The sequence below is a fragment of the Pseudoalteromonas sp. THAF3 genome (genome assembly GCF_009363775.1).
Classification (GTDB): Bacteria; Pseudomonadota; Gammaproteobacteria; order Enterobacterales; family Alteromonadaceae; genus Pseudoalteromonas; species Pseudoalteromonas ruthenica.
This window is the reverse complement of the sequence record NZ_CP045419.1, coordinates 647,961-663,841: the sequence shown is the minus strand read 5'-3', so window position 1 is coordinate 663,841 and position 15,881 is coordinate 647,961. Positions and strand designations below refer to the sequence as shown.

The window sequence follows — 15,881 nt, the reverse complement described above, 5'->3', positions numbered from 1 at the left end:
GCCCCAACGATTACATCAGTTGGCTGACGCCCGTTGCTGTGATAGGTGTCATCAATAAATGAACGTGATTGGTCATCAACACAAAAGCGTGAACAGAGACGTCAAAGCGACGACTGTAATCTTTCACCTTGTCCAGGTATACGCTGTAATCCTGTTCCGTAAAGAAGGTGACTTGACGGTTATTTCCACGCTGAACAACATGTTGCGGAATATGGGGTAAGTTTAATCTCGGCCGACGCGCCATGGCCTTTCCTCCCTGAAATAGCCAATTGCACTAAAAACTTAGCGCAACTCAGCAATTTCAACAACTCTGACCCTTTATCGATCTAGGAGGGCCCATGATTCTATTTTTTATTTATTTTCATAGATATAAAATAAATTGTAATTGTGAAGATAAGTATTGAGATTACCCCAAGGTAAAACTTTTCTTCGTTCTCCATATAAACATTCATCGAAAAGACGCCAAAAATGACTGAAGCTATATAAAACAGCCAAGTCGCAGGTCCGTTTTTTGTACTCGCAAAAAGCTTAAAATATATAAATCCCAAAAATGAGACTACCTGAAGAATAAATAACATTTATTTCTCCACCTTATTCAATTCACCAACAGCTTTTTGTAACGATTAATACAAATTTCAACAACTCTGACCCCTTGATTCAACAACTCTGCCCCCTTGATTGACCCCTTGATGATTGTGATGATTGAGGAGAAATAATTAAACTTTCCACTTCTTAATCAAGCAAAGCAATTTGTTATTTACCTCCAGCCATCTTGATAGATATTTCTTATCAAATGATGCAAATATTCCTCTGTTAGATTTGCTATCGAGATATTCTAATTTGCATGTACTATTCACAGGGCCTTCAGTGCAGTGAATTAGAACATCATCACCGTGATTGTTTTGAGCGTGATATGTCACGCCACTATTGTTTGCATTTTTGTAGGCTGTTAATCCATCTGTATCTGACTTGTCATCCCTTTTTGACAACCCATACTTTAATGCATTTTTGAGGCTGTTATTCGCATCTAGTCGACCGCCACCATTAACCACTGTCCAGAATGCTGTGACTTGATTTGGGTTATATGGTCCAACTGTTGCGATATTGTCTCTGTCACCGAGCCCTGAAAAACTTGGAAAAAAGAAACTAATTTCAATCATGTTTTCTTTTTCAATTCTATCAGGTAATTCATCGCTTGGTGAAAGGTAAGCTTTAGGAATATCAAAAGCTTCCCCTCCCATCAATACCATCGCACTTTTCCGTTCAGACATTCTGATCTCTTCTCCTGCATAACTGTAACTAAAGATGATGATGGCCAGTAATGATAAAATAAGCGCTAGTCTAAAATTTGAAAAATAATCAGTAAAAGCAAAGTTGTTCATAGCGCTCTCCTAAAACTCAATTAAACAGGTACCGCAAGCCTAGTCGGCTTGGAAAGCCCCCATACTACCAAAGGTCCTTGGGCCTTCTTTATACAAACTAGGGTTTGACCAATGTCTTCCTACAGTTGTTTTAACTGCATGGCTGTAGCTTTACCTAAATTTGTTTAATTCGTATGGACTGCTTTTTATTAGTTGTCCAACAGTTTCATTATTAGGGCCGTAAGGTAAATTCCAAAAATAGGATGAGCCGCCCCAGCCACCAATAGTCTGCCCACCGTTACTCAGAGCTACTCTAATGTCAGACACAACAAGCTGATTAAATTGTGGAACACCCCCACTTCTTAGCACATCTGATATGACATTTTGAGCGATGGAGTTCGAAATGCCTTGCAACATTTCCGGGGTGGCAGTAATACCATCTATGGCTAACCCTTTAGTGGTAAAAGCCCTTATCCAAGTGTTGGCTGGTGTATCTTGGTTGAGGTTTATTTCAATCGTCTTCTCAAACCAATACTTGGTAACATCAGCGCCAACACCATCTAGTCCCTGAACTTCTCCAAGAATATAGCCGTAGGCACCTCCATAATCTTCATCTTTGAAAAAGCCAGCAATGTTGCCTAGTTGCTCATCATTAAAGGAAGCTTGCAATTTCAACAACTCTGACCCCTTGATTTAGACCCCTTGATCCCGACCCCTTGATCCCTTCAAACAAGTACCGTGTTCATACAAATTAAGTAAACTGTGTCACTTAAAAACAGCAGAGCTAGCTATTTGAGCCAGCGCCACTAATTGGTGGCACCGACATAAATTGCACAGCCTACTGCTAGCAAGTGCACAGTTCTACTGGTGTTGGTTGCACACTAAAAGCTTTTTGTACGGTAATAAACAGGAAAAAGGCAAGACGCGGCGCAATCCATTTACGTTCTAGGTGTGGTTGGCCGGACGACGAAGTTGATGTGGAACTGTGATAATGGGTGACTCAGGATCCCGCAAGAATCCTGAGTCTGATGGGGTTTAATCTGGGGCAAGCTCCAAGCCTATAGCTTCACTAACTTTATCATCTATAGTTCTGTAGCTATCCAAGCCATATATCCCGTGAGGTTCATATACACTTTCCAATTGGCGACCTTTATCGTCAAAATATTTCTTAAATAAAACATCATAGAAGCAATGAACCTGTAATAAGTCATCACTTGATAGAGTTTTATTTTCAACATTATTAAAATAGCCTTTTTTCCAAGGCAGTTCATTTGTTGCAATTGGGGCCAATAATATGTCAGAAGTTATTAACTCTGGAACCTCGTCATTAGTTTCAGTTTGTACTTTATATATATATATTAGTACACAATTATCAAAGCCACCAACGCTAGTCGTTAAGCTTACAACTCGCCCCCAATGGTATTTATCATCTAATATTTGAAATGAAAAAATGTCTCCAAGCGCTGGCTTTTGCTTGTTTTTTTTCAATCTTTTCATATTTGTCATTTATAACCCCATACCTTTAAGGAAATCATTACCCCATTTTACTGCGTCGTTATAAATGGGGCGCTTAGGACTGATACTATTTATTCTATTGATGTATTGAGGGTTGCGCAAAATTAAGGCTTGCTCGACCGCTCTAGCTTGGTTTCTGGTTAAAGAATATGTAGTTACCTGACGCAAAGTAAACATAGAACCATGACTTAAACCGTGCTGAGCTTGCCTTATGTTTATAGCTTGACGAGTAATGCCGACGTAGACATCTTTGCCACCTTTGATACCAAGGTATACGCTTGTATTCTTAGGTCCTTTACTCAACCACCTCGCAGCTAAAGAACCTGCAATCCTAACACCTTTTCCTACTCCTGCCTCTAGTATTGGAAGTTGTGGTGCATTGGGGTCGCCAAATGCGCCATAAAACAGCTTCTCGTCCCAAGACCTACAGCCAACAATGACAACACGCTTGATTCCACGAACTGCACGCCCCGCTGGCGAACACTGTTCGGGCTGCTGGTGAAACTGATCACTTCAGGCAAAGAAAAGCCCGCGATGGGCGGGCTATAAATGTTTACCGCGATGGCAAAAGCCTCAAGGGAGAGATTTAAGTTTCAACAACTCTGACCCCTTGATCCAGCGGCCAAGCACCTTCGTTTCGCTGCCTTAACGTGCGCGATTTCGGGCAGGTAATGATTATGATGAAACGAGTTGCGCCTCACTTCACGGCTAATAGTACTGTGGCTAACGCTCAACCGCTTGCCAATCCCTCTGTAGCTAAAACCCTCGCGCAAGTAGGCTTCGATCTGATATCGTTGCCCTTCGATCAACTGCTTGTAACTCATGGTGATACTCTTTTTGTTTGGCGACATTAGAATACCACCAACAGGCAGTTGATCGTCTGTCACCCTTTAACCATGAGTGGTGCACTTATTATCTGAATTCGGACCCAGTCAGAGGAGTTATTCTGATAATGCACAACATACTCATTTGACATTGCCGTTAGTGATTTATTCAACTGAGCAATCAATGGCACCTTGCTTTTTTGAGGATTGCAAGCCAGGTGCGGCGGAGTGGCACATGATGCCAGTGACAACAATATTAAAAACCTAGCGCAACTCAGCAATTTCAACAACTCTGACCCCTTGATTCGGTGGCTGAGTAAATTGCCAATGGCATCGTAGGTGTAAGAGCCGATTTTTATACCGTTAACCTGATTCGTTTTAAGGCGATGAAGGTCATCGTAGGTATAGGTTTCTGTGAAGGTATGCTGTTCACCCACAGCCCCCGTGGTAACACCCATTTTGCAATTTCAACAACTCTGACCCCTTGATTCAGACCCCTTGATTCAAGGGAGAGATTTAAGTTTCAACAACTCTGACCCCTTGATCCGGACCCCTTGATCCGTGACCCCTTGATCCGAAAACCTCTACCAGAAAACGCTGATCGGGCTGCTGGTCAGACAGAGCACTTCGGGCAAAGAAAAGCCCAGCTCTCGGCCAGGCAATAGCAGACTATTTGTGAGCGTTATTTTACCGAACAATGTGGCTTAATGGATTTGTATCGTGAAGTTAGATAATTCTTTATCTGTCGATTATTACGTGCAATCGCATAATCAAGGACATTGCACCCCTTATCATCAGTTGTATTAATATTCAAATCCATGTCGACCAATTTTTCCAAAATTCGTTTATTTCCTGAGGCTCCGGCAGCTAAGACATTTATATCTTGTTTCACAATCGACAAATATTTTGGCGATGCTACAAGGTAGTTGATCAGCTCCTCTGCATTTGTTTCTATTGCAAAGTAAGCTAGATTTTTACCATTGAGTAACGCCTTAACAGTGTCAATTCTCTCAAACTCTAATCGTTTTAACATATCAACAGAGTTTGTTCCTGAATCCAGCACTAAGAAAGTAAAATCTACGGCTGCAATTCTGTTTGCATCAATCAATTGCTTTTCCGAGGTATGAATAAGTAGGTCAATAAATTCCATATTTTTCGTGACTATTGCCCAACTAATTAGTTTGGAGAAATCAGCAAGGCTTAAATTTTTTATTTCACTTTTGCAATTATCCACATCTGATATTGTGACATCTTTTCCACCAACGCCTATCCATGTGCACTCTTCACTAGCCTTACACCCGAAGGCATTAAAGCAAATGTATACCATCAGTAATAAAATGAAATGACGCATTACTGGCCCCCATAATTATTTATCAATGTTCGTAAATGGTAACTTTGTATGCTTCCACTAGTTGACCCCATAATATCATTTTCATGACCGGTAAAGCTGACAGAACCAGATGAGGTATCCCTATAAGTATCTCCAAAACCTAGAATATGCATAAATTCATGGGTAGATGTGTTCACAACATTCATTCCATCCATCCACAAGTTTATGTTTGTTCCTCCGTGCCCAGCATTTGATCTATAGAACAATCCTCCATTCTCTGGAGGAAGCCCCCTAATAGCAGTCAATGAGATGTTTTCATTTCCTTCCCACATTGTGTAACTGAGATTGATATCAAAGGAGTAAGATTTCCCATCTACTAAAAATGACCCCGCGAACCCTTTTTTGAGATAGGCAATAAATTTCTCAGCTTGGTACTGCTGCAAAGAATAAATAGTTCCGCCAATTGAGATTTTGCCTTTACTTATAGTAATTTTAAGATTGTGATTCTTTACAAACTGCTCATCCGTAGTTCTTTGCTGACTCGAATCCTTGCTGTATTCCGAAGACCCATTATTGTTGGTATTCGCCTGCAAAGATGAATCTGTTGGCGCATACATGGCTCGGTTATTCGTTGATTCTTTTGAAATTCCTTCCTGGGAACCTAAATCAGCTGATGATTGACCATTTGTCATGCTTATTGTAGCAGTTGAACCATTAGATCCTGTTAATTTGACACTGTCTACTTTAATTAACGTATCACCACCTTGATCAAGGTAGGTATTACCGTCATCCATAGTAATCAGCTTGTCATCCTCTTTCATTTCAACCGTTTCCGCCGCATACCCCGTCGGATCCGTCCCCGCCAGAGGGTTATTCATAATATACGAATACGGGTTCAGCGACTGGGAGTTGCCCGGTTCCTGGATCAGCGGATCCACCGACATAAACCGACCCAGGTTGTAATCGTACACCCGACCGTTCATATGAATAAGTTGTTGTTCATCAAGGTGTTCGTGGTCGGTAAAGCCTCGGTATGTGGTGGTATCCACAATATCGCCTAAGCGGGCCGAGGGCTTTGAGTTACCATTGGCTAAACGCGGTTTACCGAATGGATCGTAATTACGCGTTGCAAGTACATCACCATTATGATTTGTGAATAATCGACTGCTGCCAAGACGGTCGGTGTGCGTGTACCTAATTTGTACTGCTTGCTCATTAGTTTGACTCACTATGGCGACATTATCTATGTATGCACGCCAAGTGGTCTCCTCTGCCTGAACTTCTTCTTCATACAGCTTGTCTGCATAGTATGTTGTTCGGCCATTGGTGGTATGTTTGAACCGCATATGGTTGGGGCCATAAACGAACTGACTGGTGATCCCATTTTTGACCAGCGTAGTTGGTTTATCCATGGCATTGTAGGTTGCGCTGCTCAGCCCATCACCGGTGAGCATGTTGCCCCGCTTATCGTAACTAAAGCTGACCCACTTACTATTGCGTTGTACTCGCTTAACGGCGTTCGGGCCTCCACTCCCCTCACTTGTGTAGTCATACTCGTTAGAGTAGTCGCTCTTGCTGAGTAAATTGCCAATGGCATCGTAGGTGTAAGAGCCGATTTTTATACCGTTAACCTGATTCGTTTTAAGACGATGAAGGTTATCGTAGGTATAGGTTTCTGTGAAGGTATGCTGTTCACCCACAGCCCCTGTAGTAACACCCAGTTTGCGTATGTTGCCAAAACCATCGTACTGTTCATAGTTAAGAAACATTAGGTTGTTGTTGCCATCAGCTATTTGCTTACTTGTCATCGCACCGTCTACAGCGCTGTATGAGGTGATTTCGGTCAACTCATTTCCTAGAGTGGCTTCGGTGACGTTGGCAAAGGCATCTTGCCCTGTAATTTTCTTAAAGATGTAATGGCTCGCCGCATTTTGAATCGTTTCTAAATAGCCTGCATCAGTGTAAAGGTACTCTAAGGTCAAGCCATTGGGGTAACGCAGCCCCTTAGCGCGACCATAATTCCCATCATAGAACGTTGTGATGCGATAAGAACGATTATTGCCGTTGATTAGTGTTCCTGTGGGGCGACCATAAGCATCATATTCATAGGTACGGTTTACGCCATTACCCACTTCTTTGTGCAACTGCCCAACACCATTATCGGCTGTGTCATAAGTGTAGGTTAACGTGTCCTCGCCTGTTGCCGAGCGCTGGATTACTCGTCCTAGATTATCGACTGTATAGATAATACTTGTGTCGGTGCTATGTGTTTCCTTTTGGAGCTCACCAAAGCCATTATAAGCAAATGTGCTCTTACCCTGATTGGGGTCATTGACGTCGGTCTTACGTCCAAAAGCGTTATATTTTGCTGTAATGTGATTGTTTTTAGCATCTTGAATAACAATGGGTAGGCCTTGCCCATTATATGCGTAGCGAGTTATCCCATCTTCAGCGTCTTTGGTTTCAATGAGCTGGTCGCGGGTGTTATAGGTGCGAGACATCGTAATCAGTTTGCTGTTACACTCATCTTTCACCTCGATGTCTGTTGTTAACCCTGCATATGCATAGCTCGTTGTCATGCCTCCGCAGCTTCGCTGTGTAACTTTGCTCTTTGGCCTACCTAAGGCGTCAAACTCCGAGTAAGAAACACCATACTTGGAATGGCCATTGTAATAAGGTTGAGATTCAAAGACTTTTCGCCCTAACGCATCGTACTGTGTGTCGGTAAATACCCAATCGTCAGAGTTGAAACCTTGGGTTGCGACCCGCAGCGTGCGGCCCAATTTATCTTGATAAACTTTTTGTGTTGGCTTGCCCGCTGAGAGGGTAGTTATTTGCACAACTGCATTCTCGGGCGCGTGGGTTGTATCGGGCCCAGTGACCACGGTGTAAACCTTCGGCTGACCGCTGGTTTTACTGCTATACGGACGCTGATAGCCATCTAATGTATTTATTGTCTCTTGGTATACATTGTCACCTAGTTGCACTTTGGTTTTAGTAACAAAACCGGTCGCTGGGTCGGTGTGCTTATACAGCTCATGCTGCTTCGCATTCGTTATTTTGAGCGGGAAGTAACCATCATCCGCCTCTGTTGTTCCATCTTTGGTATAGGTGATACTTTCAACCACCCGCTCCGACGATGACCACGTCCCCCCCGCTAATACGTTCGCGGATACTGTTTTACTTGTTGGTAAGCCATAGGAGTTGTAAGCAATGTTGGTGCTACTTCCTGTTCCTGACGATCCGCTGACGGTAATTTTTTTCGGTTTACGGCTATTATCATATTCAGAATAATTAGTCGTCAGGGTGGTTTTTGTATCGAGCTCTTTTTTTTGCTCATCACTCAATGAGATGTAAGGGTCCGTCACTGCACGTTCGCTTATTTCGCTGGTTTCAACCTTCAAGGTATCGAGCTTATTTAGCCACCAAGTATCTGTATTCGGGGTATAGGCGCGGGTTGTGGTAACAGTCACTAGGCCGGTTTCATCTTTTGATGTTTTTTTGCTTTCAAGCACGTTGCCGTAGGCATCAATACTTGCGATGGACTCAACCACACTGCCTAATTTAGTTGCATCCTGGGTGATATCTCGGGTGATAGTCTCTTTATTCGCTAAGTAAACATGATTACCGTTATCCGTGTTTACGAGCCATTCAAATTGAGTGTAGCTAATCGCATTTGTATGGTCAGACTTTCCACCTAAACTGCCAGCCGTGTAGTCATTCTCCAAGAATGTGGCCTGACGGTAAGGCTTTCCTTGCAGTGGGAACACTTGTTTAAAGTCTGTTTGTGTAACTAAGCCTCGAACTAGGTCTTTTTCAATAACACTTTTGAAGCCCATAAAGCCTCGGCCTTGGTTATTAAACATTGCATCTCGGTATTGATAGGTGTAGTGCTGATTTCCACCTATACCATCGCTTTGAGTAAACGTATGAACGACATACATGCTAGAGCTAAAGTAAAAGTGCTCAGTGTCATTTAATTCATTGTGTTTTGGGTTGTTATATAATCCATCTACAACGTCTGAGCTTAGAGGCCGATAGTGCCATTGCTCCTTTTTATCAAGGCCATTTGTGACCGATAGCAAAAGGTCATGAGGGTGATAATCTGATTTTTCTATGCTAGCGGGTTCGGTCGCACCGTAATTGCGGTTAAAGTACACTTTTCTAACTTGGTGATCAGCAACAGCGCTGCTCCCCCCTGCTGTACCACTAGGATAACTATAGGTAATAAGGTTTTTATCGACCAGCTCCGGGCCCTCTATTCTCTCTCCATTAGCGCCTCTCATATAGCAGAAAAACTTATGATTTCTGTACTCGCCTGATGCGTAATATCTGCAGCCATATTTGTATACCAAATCAGGTAAACCGTTGCCTGTTGCATCCATCACACTAGAGTAGCTGGGTGTGCCAACTAGGTCAGTATCGACAAAATGGGCACTCACAGAGCCGGTTGCATCTTGCGAAAATTTTAAGGCCTGATATTGATAGAGGCTGTAATCAAACTTCGTTTGTATTGCCACGCGTTCATTAGAGTCTTCATTAGGGAAATATGATGTGTAAACCGAGTCCCCGCACACGGTAAATTCTCCATGGCGTTGTTCTCTTTGGCGGCGCCCTACTAAAATGATACAGCCCTCAACAAGTATACTATTAGGCATAATAACTTCGCTACGACCGTCACCATCGATATCCATAATGCGAAATGCATCAGAAAATTTAGGTCTGAGTACATATTCACTTTGTCTATCTGCTGCATTATAAAGCGGTATTCGCCGCGAAGGTACAGACACACCGATATCTTGCGCTTCAGTAAAGGTTCCATTTCCCTGGTTTAGCTTAACTGTAAGGTTTGCGCCCACTTCACCGTCTACCCAACCTAACCAGTCAGGCAGGCCATCAGCATTAACATCAACCCAGTACCCATAAGCTGACGACTGTCCATTGATATCAGCACCGAATAACACATCATAAGATTGCAATTGAATTGCGCCATTTGCAGCCGTGCTAGTAAGTAAGAGCTCAGATGAAGCACTGTCCATATAAACACTTCTGGTTTTCTTTTTGAGAAAGTCTGGAATGCCATCACCGTTCATATCTCCGACAGGCTCAATACTATATCCGTTAAATATAGCGCTATCGAGCTCGTGAGATTCATTCTCTGTGTATGGGTTCTGCAAGTTTTGAGTATGTTTATATACAGTGAGCGTTCTTTTTTCTTCACTAATACGCCTCAGCACAGTAATGTCGACCCACCCGTCGCCATTATAATCTGCTGCACTCAGCAATGTGTCACCCTCACTACGATTAGTGCTAGTATAATGGCCAAGCTCTACACCTGTATCTTGCCAATTTAGGGATATAGTGTCTTCACCCGATACATAACCTATTCGCAAAATATTATTTTCTTTACTCCAGCGGTCGGTCCTACCATCGTTATTAAAGTCGCCTTGCAAACATGTAGTGGACAGTAACATGCTGCTGAATTGGCAATCGGTACCCTGCAATGGATTAACACCTACTTGGTCAAATTCTGCGTTGGTAAAATAGCGCGGCCAATCTCTTGAGCCATTTCCATCGGCATCCCCAAATGCAGTCACTTCCGCAAACCCCTCAGGGAAATGGCCTTGCCCAAAAATCTCTGTCCCATCAGACGTGACCAAAAGTTCTGGTTTATAAACAGCAGGCTTGCTGCTCCAATCAAATTCAGTACTTGGAAGACATTTTTCTGTTCCACTGATATGGCTACAATACTCTATTGAATCTAATAAGCTTCGCGATGTCCCTAAACTCGCTGAGTAGGATAAGCTCCATGAACTAACTTGAGCATCGCCATATTCAGTACTGATACTCTTCAGTCTTTTTGTTGAAAAGTAGTACCCACCCGCTATATAGCGTTTATATAGGTTTGCAGCACTTTCATACTCAAATACAACTTTACGGTCACCGAGCTCTTCAGCTCCCGTACCTGTGTAGTAAATGGTATTGAGAAGCTGCTCTCCTTGTCCATGCGATGAATACTCATAGTGGATATAGTTATTTTCAGTGGCGTCGTGCTCATATGAGATAAGCCACGAATAAGCTGAAGATTTGTTTGCGTGAATTACTTTAGAGCTTGTTTCCTGTCCAAAATAGGCTGTGCGGCCACTTTTATATTCTGCAACAAAGGATGCTTCATCTGTAAGAGATCCTGTTTGTTTGACCCTGACAAAGGTATCTAGCTCAGTTTTGTAAATTGCACCTGAGTTTCCATAGTTCCCCGAAACAATTACAAGTCGCTGGCCATCTAGGCATAACTTATCATTCGCTGTGTAATTGGGCGTATGATTAATTCCATCTTGGGCCACTGTTGCCGCGCACCGAGTAATACTTGAGCCAGCTGATAAGCCCCAGCCAACCCCTGCGATGCCATTACCACTGCGAGAAGAGTAGTTCAAAGAAACGTTCGGTTGCATTCCTGCTCGCCCTGGTGGCAATTTAATGGGTATCGTGTAGCTTGCAGCACCGCCATTCACAGCCGCTTGACCCGCAATAGTGCCCACTGCCTCAGCGGTGATTTCTTGAACATCAGAAAATGGTTGATCGTCGGGAGTTTCGGTGGCCTCCGATTGCTCCCAAAACGCCTCGACTCCAGGGTTAATTGAAACACCATCAACAATTACAGTTTCAGAGTAAGTCCAATTTGAGCAACCCATAGTAGTACACGCTTTGACCCGATACCGAAAATCTCCTGGAGTTGAGATGTTTAAAATCGTAGCAGTAAAGGTGTGTTCGGTTGGGTTTTTCCATTCGTTAGTATCAACTTGCACCTCTCTGATGTAATGAAGCGCGTGGGCGGTAGGAGACCAAGAGAGGTGCACCTCTGTCAGGTTTTTTACTTGTGCAGACACTTCGCTTGGTGCTTCAGGCACTCCATCAACAGTGACGTTGTTAGAGTAACTCCAAGCCGAGCACCCAAAACTATTACACGCTTTTACGCGGTAGCTGTATTGGTTTGGTGTCGTAATATTATAAGTTGCTGATAGTTCAGTATACTGTTTAGAATTCCCCCATCCCTCAGAGCCAACGTTTACTTCCCTTATATAGTGTTGCGTGTGTTCTGAGCTTAGCCATGACACCTTTACATCCAATAGGTTTTGAACTTCCGCTACCACACTCTTTGGCGCCTCAGGAGTTCCGTCCACATCAATAGTGTTCGAATAGCCCCAAGCAGAACAACCAAAGCTATTACAAGCCTTCACTCTGTAACGATATTGATTTGCAGTAACAATACTAAAAGTTGCCGATGTACCACTATACTCTTTGGGGTTATGCCAATCGCCAGCACCAACCTGCGCCTCCCTAATATAGTATTGGGTGCGTGCAGTAGCTGACCACGAAACGAGTACATCAGAGTTATTTTGCACCTCAGCAGAGACATTCTCGGGTACAACTGGAACGCCTTCGACGGTAATTCGGTCTGAGTAAGTCCACCCCGAACAGCCATAACTATTACACGCCTGCACCCTATACCGGTACTGCTCTGGGGTCACGATATTGTACGTTGCACTTGTCGCTGTATACTCTTTTGCATTTGACCAAGCACCCGAGCCTACCTGCGCTTCACGAATGTAAAATTGCGCATGTGAGGAGGAAGACCAAGAAACATCTACCTCTGAGAGGTTTTTTACAGCCGCAGCCACCGTGCTCGGTGCCGTTGGTATTCTGTCGACGGTGACAGTGTTAGAATACCTCCAAGCAGAACAACCGAGTCGATTGCAGGACTTTACACGATATCGGTATTCGTTTGGCGTAACGATGTTAAGAGTAGCGAAGGTTCCTGTGTATTGCTCTGGGTTTATCCATGCTCCGGAGCCAATCTGTGCCTCCCTAATATAATGTGAGGCTCCAGTAACAGAGCTCCAGGACACACGGACATTATTAACATCATAAACACTCGCAGAAACATTAGCAGGAGTTGGTGGAGAGCCTGCTACTTGAATCTTATTAGAATATGTCCAATTTGAACAAGCAAGATCATTACAGGCTTTAACCCTGTATTGGTAGGTGTTTGCAGCCAAACCGTTAAATGTCACTGACGTCGTGGTGTAAGTCTTAGGGTGTATCCAAGAGCCAGCCCCTACTTTTGCCTCTCTAATGTAATAGGCTGCAGCACTCACTGATGACCATGAGATGACCACATCATTCAAGTTTTTTACTGAAGCCGTCACTGTTGAAGGCTTAGATGGTTCCCTGAGGATAGAAACCTTATTTGAATACGTCCAGTTTGAGCAGCCTTGACTGCCACACGCCTTTACTCGGTACTGATAATCATTGGGTGATATATTTACAAATGTTACCGAGGTTCCGGTGTACTCTTTTGGGTTTATCCAACTCCCTGAGCCAACACGTGCTTCACGAACATAATAAGTTGCACCTATTACACTCTGCCAGCTTATAGTAATGTCATTTCCATTACTTACTGTTGCTACTACATTACTAGGATTTGAGGGCGCTGCAACAGCAGCATTCATCACGAAAAACGTGAATATGGCATAAAGCAGGGGTTTGAACATTATAATCATCCTTAAAGAGGCTTGAGCTAGCCTTAGAGACAAACCCAGAACTTCCGTGTATTCAGATAAGGTTAATAAAGAAGGCGGGAATTATAAACATAATGTTACCTTTTAACAAGATAGGAACATTGTTCTGTTTGACTAAAAAGGCTTTTGTATATTAAAGGTTGTGCTTTAGCAGACATAAAAAAGCCCCACCTAAAAGGTGGGGGCTTTGGGTTAACGTATTTACGTATTACCAAGGAACTCTGTGTGCACTTGGCCATGGGCAGATGGCGTGGTGCACCGCAAAGACGCTTCTTTGCGTTAACTAAATTTATTTAAATTGATTCAAGCGCGATTTTAACCATTTCGTTAAACGTGCTTTGGCGCTCTTCCGCTGGGGTTGCTTCGCCGGTGATCACATGATCGCTCACAGTAAACAACGCCATGGCTTTGGCACCATATTCAGCAGCTACACCGTATAAACCAGCGGTTTCCATATCCACCGCTAACACACCCAGTTTGTTGAGCTGCTCATAAAAGCTGCCATCGGCCTGGTAGAAGGTATCGGTGGTGAATACATTTCCTACTTTGGCGTCAATGCCTAAGTCGCGGGCTGCACGCACACCATTTTCTAACAAACCAAAATCGGCAATCGCGGCGTAGTCGTAACCACTGATGCGAGCGCGGTTCACGTTAGAGTCGGTGCTTGCGCCTTGGGCAAAGATAACATCACGAATTTTGGTGTCTTGGGCAATGCCACCACAGGTGCCGATGCGAATAATGTTTTTAACGCCAAAGCTAACAATCAGCTCACGCGCATAGATAGACATAGAGGGAATACCCATTCCCGAGCCCATGATGCTCACAGGCTTACCTTTATAGGTGCCGGTAAAGCCAAACATATTACGTACACTGGTGACTTGTTTGGCATCATCCAAAAAGTGCTCAGCGATGTATTGCGCACGAAGTGGATCGCCTGGCATAAGTACCGTTTCGGCAAAGTCACCTGGGGCTGCGCTGATGTGTGGCGTGCTCATATTCTATCCTCTTGCTATTCGTTCTTAGCGCTCTAGCGCCGCTTTAAACCCTGTACCATAGTCTAGCTCAGGTAAGTTAAACCACTGCGCTAAGGTTTGCCCCATATCGGCAAAGGTTTCACGCTCGCCCAGCGCCACCGGAGTCATCCCCGGCCGATAGGCAATGACAGGGACATACTCGCGGGTATGATCGCTGCCAGCTGCAGTGGGATCACAGCCGTGATCCGCAGTGATTAACAATAAATCGTCGTCATTCATTTGCGCGAAAATACGCGGCAAAAAGTCATCAAAGGTTTTCAAAGCTTCGGCATAACCGATAGCGTTGCGACGATGACCATATTTTTCGTCAAAATCCACTAAGTTGGTGAAAATCAGACTGTTATCCGGCGCTTCAGCCATCACTTGCGCGGTTTTCTCGAGCAAGTTTTCAAGGCCCGGCGCTTTGTGTTTTTGAGTGATGCCTTGGTGCGCATAAATATCAGCAATCTTGCCAATACTGATCACCTCACCACCGGCTTGCGCGAGTTTATCTAGCACCGTAGGCGCCGGTGGCAACACCGAGTAATCACGGCGGTTGCCGGTGCGCTCAAAGTCGTTGCTGCTCTCCCCCACAAAGGGGCGGGCAATAACGCGGCCAATGTTATGCTCATCAAGTAGTGTCCGTGCAACTTCACATACTTCATAGAGTTTATCTAGGCCAAAACTTTGCTCATGAGCGGCCACCTGAAACACGCTGTCACTGGAGGTGTAACAAATCGGTTTACCGCTGCGCACATGCTCTTCACCTAACTCGGCGATAATAGTGGTCCCAGAGGCATGGCAATTGCCTAAGATGCCAGGAATACCTGTACGCTCAATCAGCTCATCAATAAATGCTTGCGGGAAACACGGTTGCTCGACGGGAAAGTAGCCCCAATCAAACAACACCGGCACACCGGCCATTTCCCAATGCCCTGAGGGCGTATCTTTACCACTGGAAAGCTCTTTCGCATAGCCCCAAGCTGCTTGGGGTTGTTGGCGTTCATTAATGTTAATGCTCGCCCCCGATGCAGCCTCACATGCATCGATTAACCCTAAACGCGACAAGTTTGCCAATGCCAATGGCTGGCCCTTGTCTTGCTCGTATGCCTGCAAAAGATGAGCGAGTGTGTTGGCGCCAACATCACCGAATTTATCAGCATCTGGAGCTGCACCAATACCTAAACTATCAGCCATCAGGATAATTGCGCGTGCCATACTCACCTCACTTCTGTGGTTTTATGGAACCACTTTAACGA

8 protein-coding genes and 1 pseudogene are annotated in these 15,881 nt (G+C 44.1%); all 9 read right to left on the bottom strand.

Going from position 1 to position 15,881, the window contains the following annotated elements:
• Positions 1–10 precede the first annotated feature (10 nt).
• Positions 11–244, bottom strand: a complete 234-nt coding sequence (locus FIU82_RS18840; protein ID WP_367648284.1) for a transposase — start codon at positions 242–244, stop codon at positions 11–13.
• Positions 245–716: 472 nt separating this feature from the next.
• Complete coding sequence (locus FIU82_RS18055) at positions 717–1,382, bottom strand: hypothetical protein (RefSeq protein WP_152441847.1); 666 nt, start codon at positions 1,380–1,382, stop codon at positions 717–719.
• Positions 1,383–1,532: 150 nt separating this feature from the next.
• Positions 1,533–2,039, bottom strand: a complete 507-nt coding sequence (locus FIU82_RS18050) for a hypothetical protein (protein ID WP_152441846.1) — start codon at positions 2,037–2,039, stop codon at positions 1,533–1,535.
• Positions 2,040–2,396: 357 nt separating this feature from the next.
• Positions 2,397–2,867, bottom strand: a complete 471-nt coding sequence (locus tag FIU82_RS18045) for an Imm26 family immunity protein (RefSeq protein WP_152441845.1) — start codon at positions 2,865–2,867, stop codon at positions 2,397–2,399.
• A gap of 695 nt (positions 2,868–3,562) precedes the next feature.
• A pseudogene (locus tag FIU82_RS18775) lies at positions 3,563–3,706 on the bottom strand (helix-turn-helix domain-containing protein); the annotation flags it as partial.
• A gap of 676 nt (positions 3,707–4,382) precedes the next feature.
• Positions 4,383–5,051 (bottom strand): hypothetical protein, encoded by a 669-nt coding sequence (locus FIU82_RS18035; RefSeq protein ID WP_152441844.1) that lies wholly within the window; start codon positions 5,049–5,051, stop codon positions 4,383–4,385.
• On the bottom strand, positions 5,051–13,582 hold the full coding sequence (locus tag FIU82_RS18030) for a SpvB/TcaC N-terminal domain-containing protein (protein WP_172972756.1): 8,532 nt from the start codon (positions 13,580–13,582) through the stop codon (positions 5,051–5,053). Before FIU82_RS18030 ends, FIU82_RS18035 begins: the two co-directional genes overlap by 1 nt.
• A gap of 320 nt (positions 13,583–13,902) precedes the next feature.
• Entirely contained in the window at positions 13,903–14,604 is a 702-nt protein-coding gene (deoD, locus tag FIU82_RS18025; protein ID WP_022944793.1) for a purine-nucleoside phosphorylase, read from the bottom strand.
• Between the two features lie 24 nt (positions 14,605–14,628).
• Positions 14,629–15,840, bottom strand: coding sequence for a phosphopentomutase (locus tag FIU82_RS18020; protein ID WP_152441842.1), 1,212 nt, complete (start codon positions 15,838–15,840; stop codon positions 14,629–14,631).
• Positions 15,841–15,881 lie beyond the last annotated feature (41 nt).

What these genes read in the sequence shown, in the direction of transcription:
- FIU82_RS18840 (WP_367648284.1), bottom strand. Translation starts at nt 244, where the DNA reads ATGGCGCGTCGGCCGAGATTAAACTTACCCCATATTCCGCAACATGTT.
- FIU82_RS18055 (WP_152441847.1), bottom strand. Translation starts at nt 1,382, where the DNA reads ATGAACAACTTTGCTTTTACTGATTATTTTTCAAATTTTAGACTAGCG.
- FIU82_RS18045 (WP_152441845.1), bottom strand. Translation starts at nt 2,867, where the DNA reads ATGACAAATATGAAAAGATTGAAAAAAAACAAGCAAAAGCCAGCGCTT.
- FIU82_RS18035 (WP_152441844.1), bottom strand. Translation starts at nt 5,051, where the DNA reads ATGCGTCATTTCATTTTATTACTGATGGTATACATTTGCTTTAATGCC.
- FIU82_RS18030 (WP_172972756.1), bottom strand. Translation starts at nt 13,582, where the DNA reads ATGTTCAAACCCCTGCTTTATGCCATATTCACGTTTTTCGTGATGAAT.
- deoD (WP_022944793.1), bottom strand. Translation starts at nt 14,604, where the DNA reads ATGAGCACGCCACACATCAGCGCAGCCCCAGGTGACTTTGCCGAAACG.
- FIU82_RS18020 (WP_152441842.1), bottom strand. Translation starts at nt 15,840, where the DNA reads ATGGCACGCGCAATTATCCTGATGGCTGATAGTTTAGGTATTGGTGCA.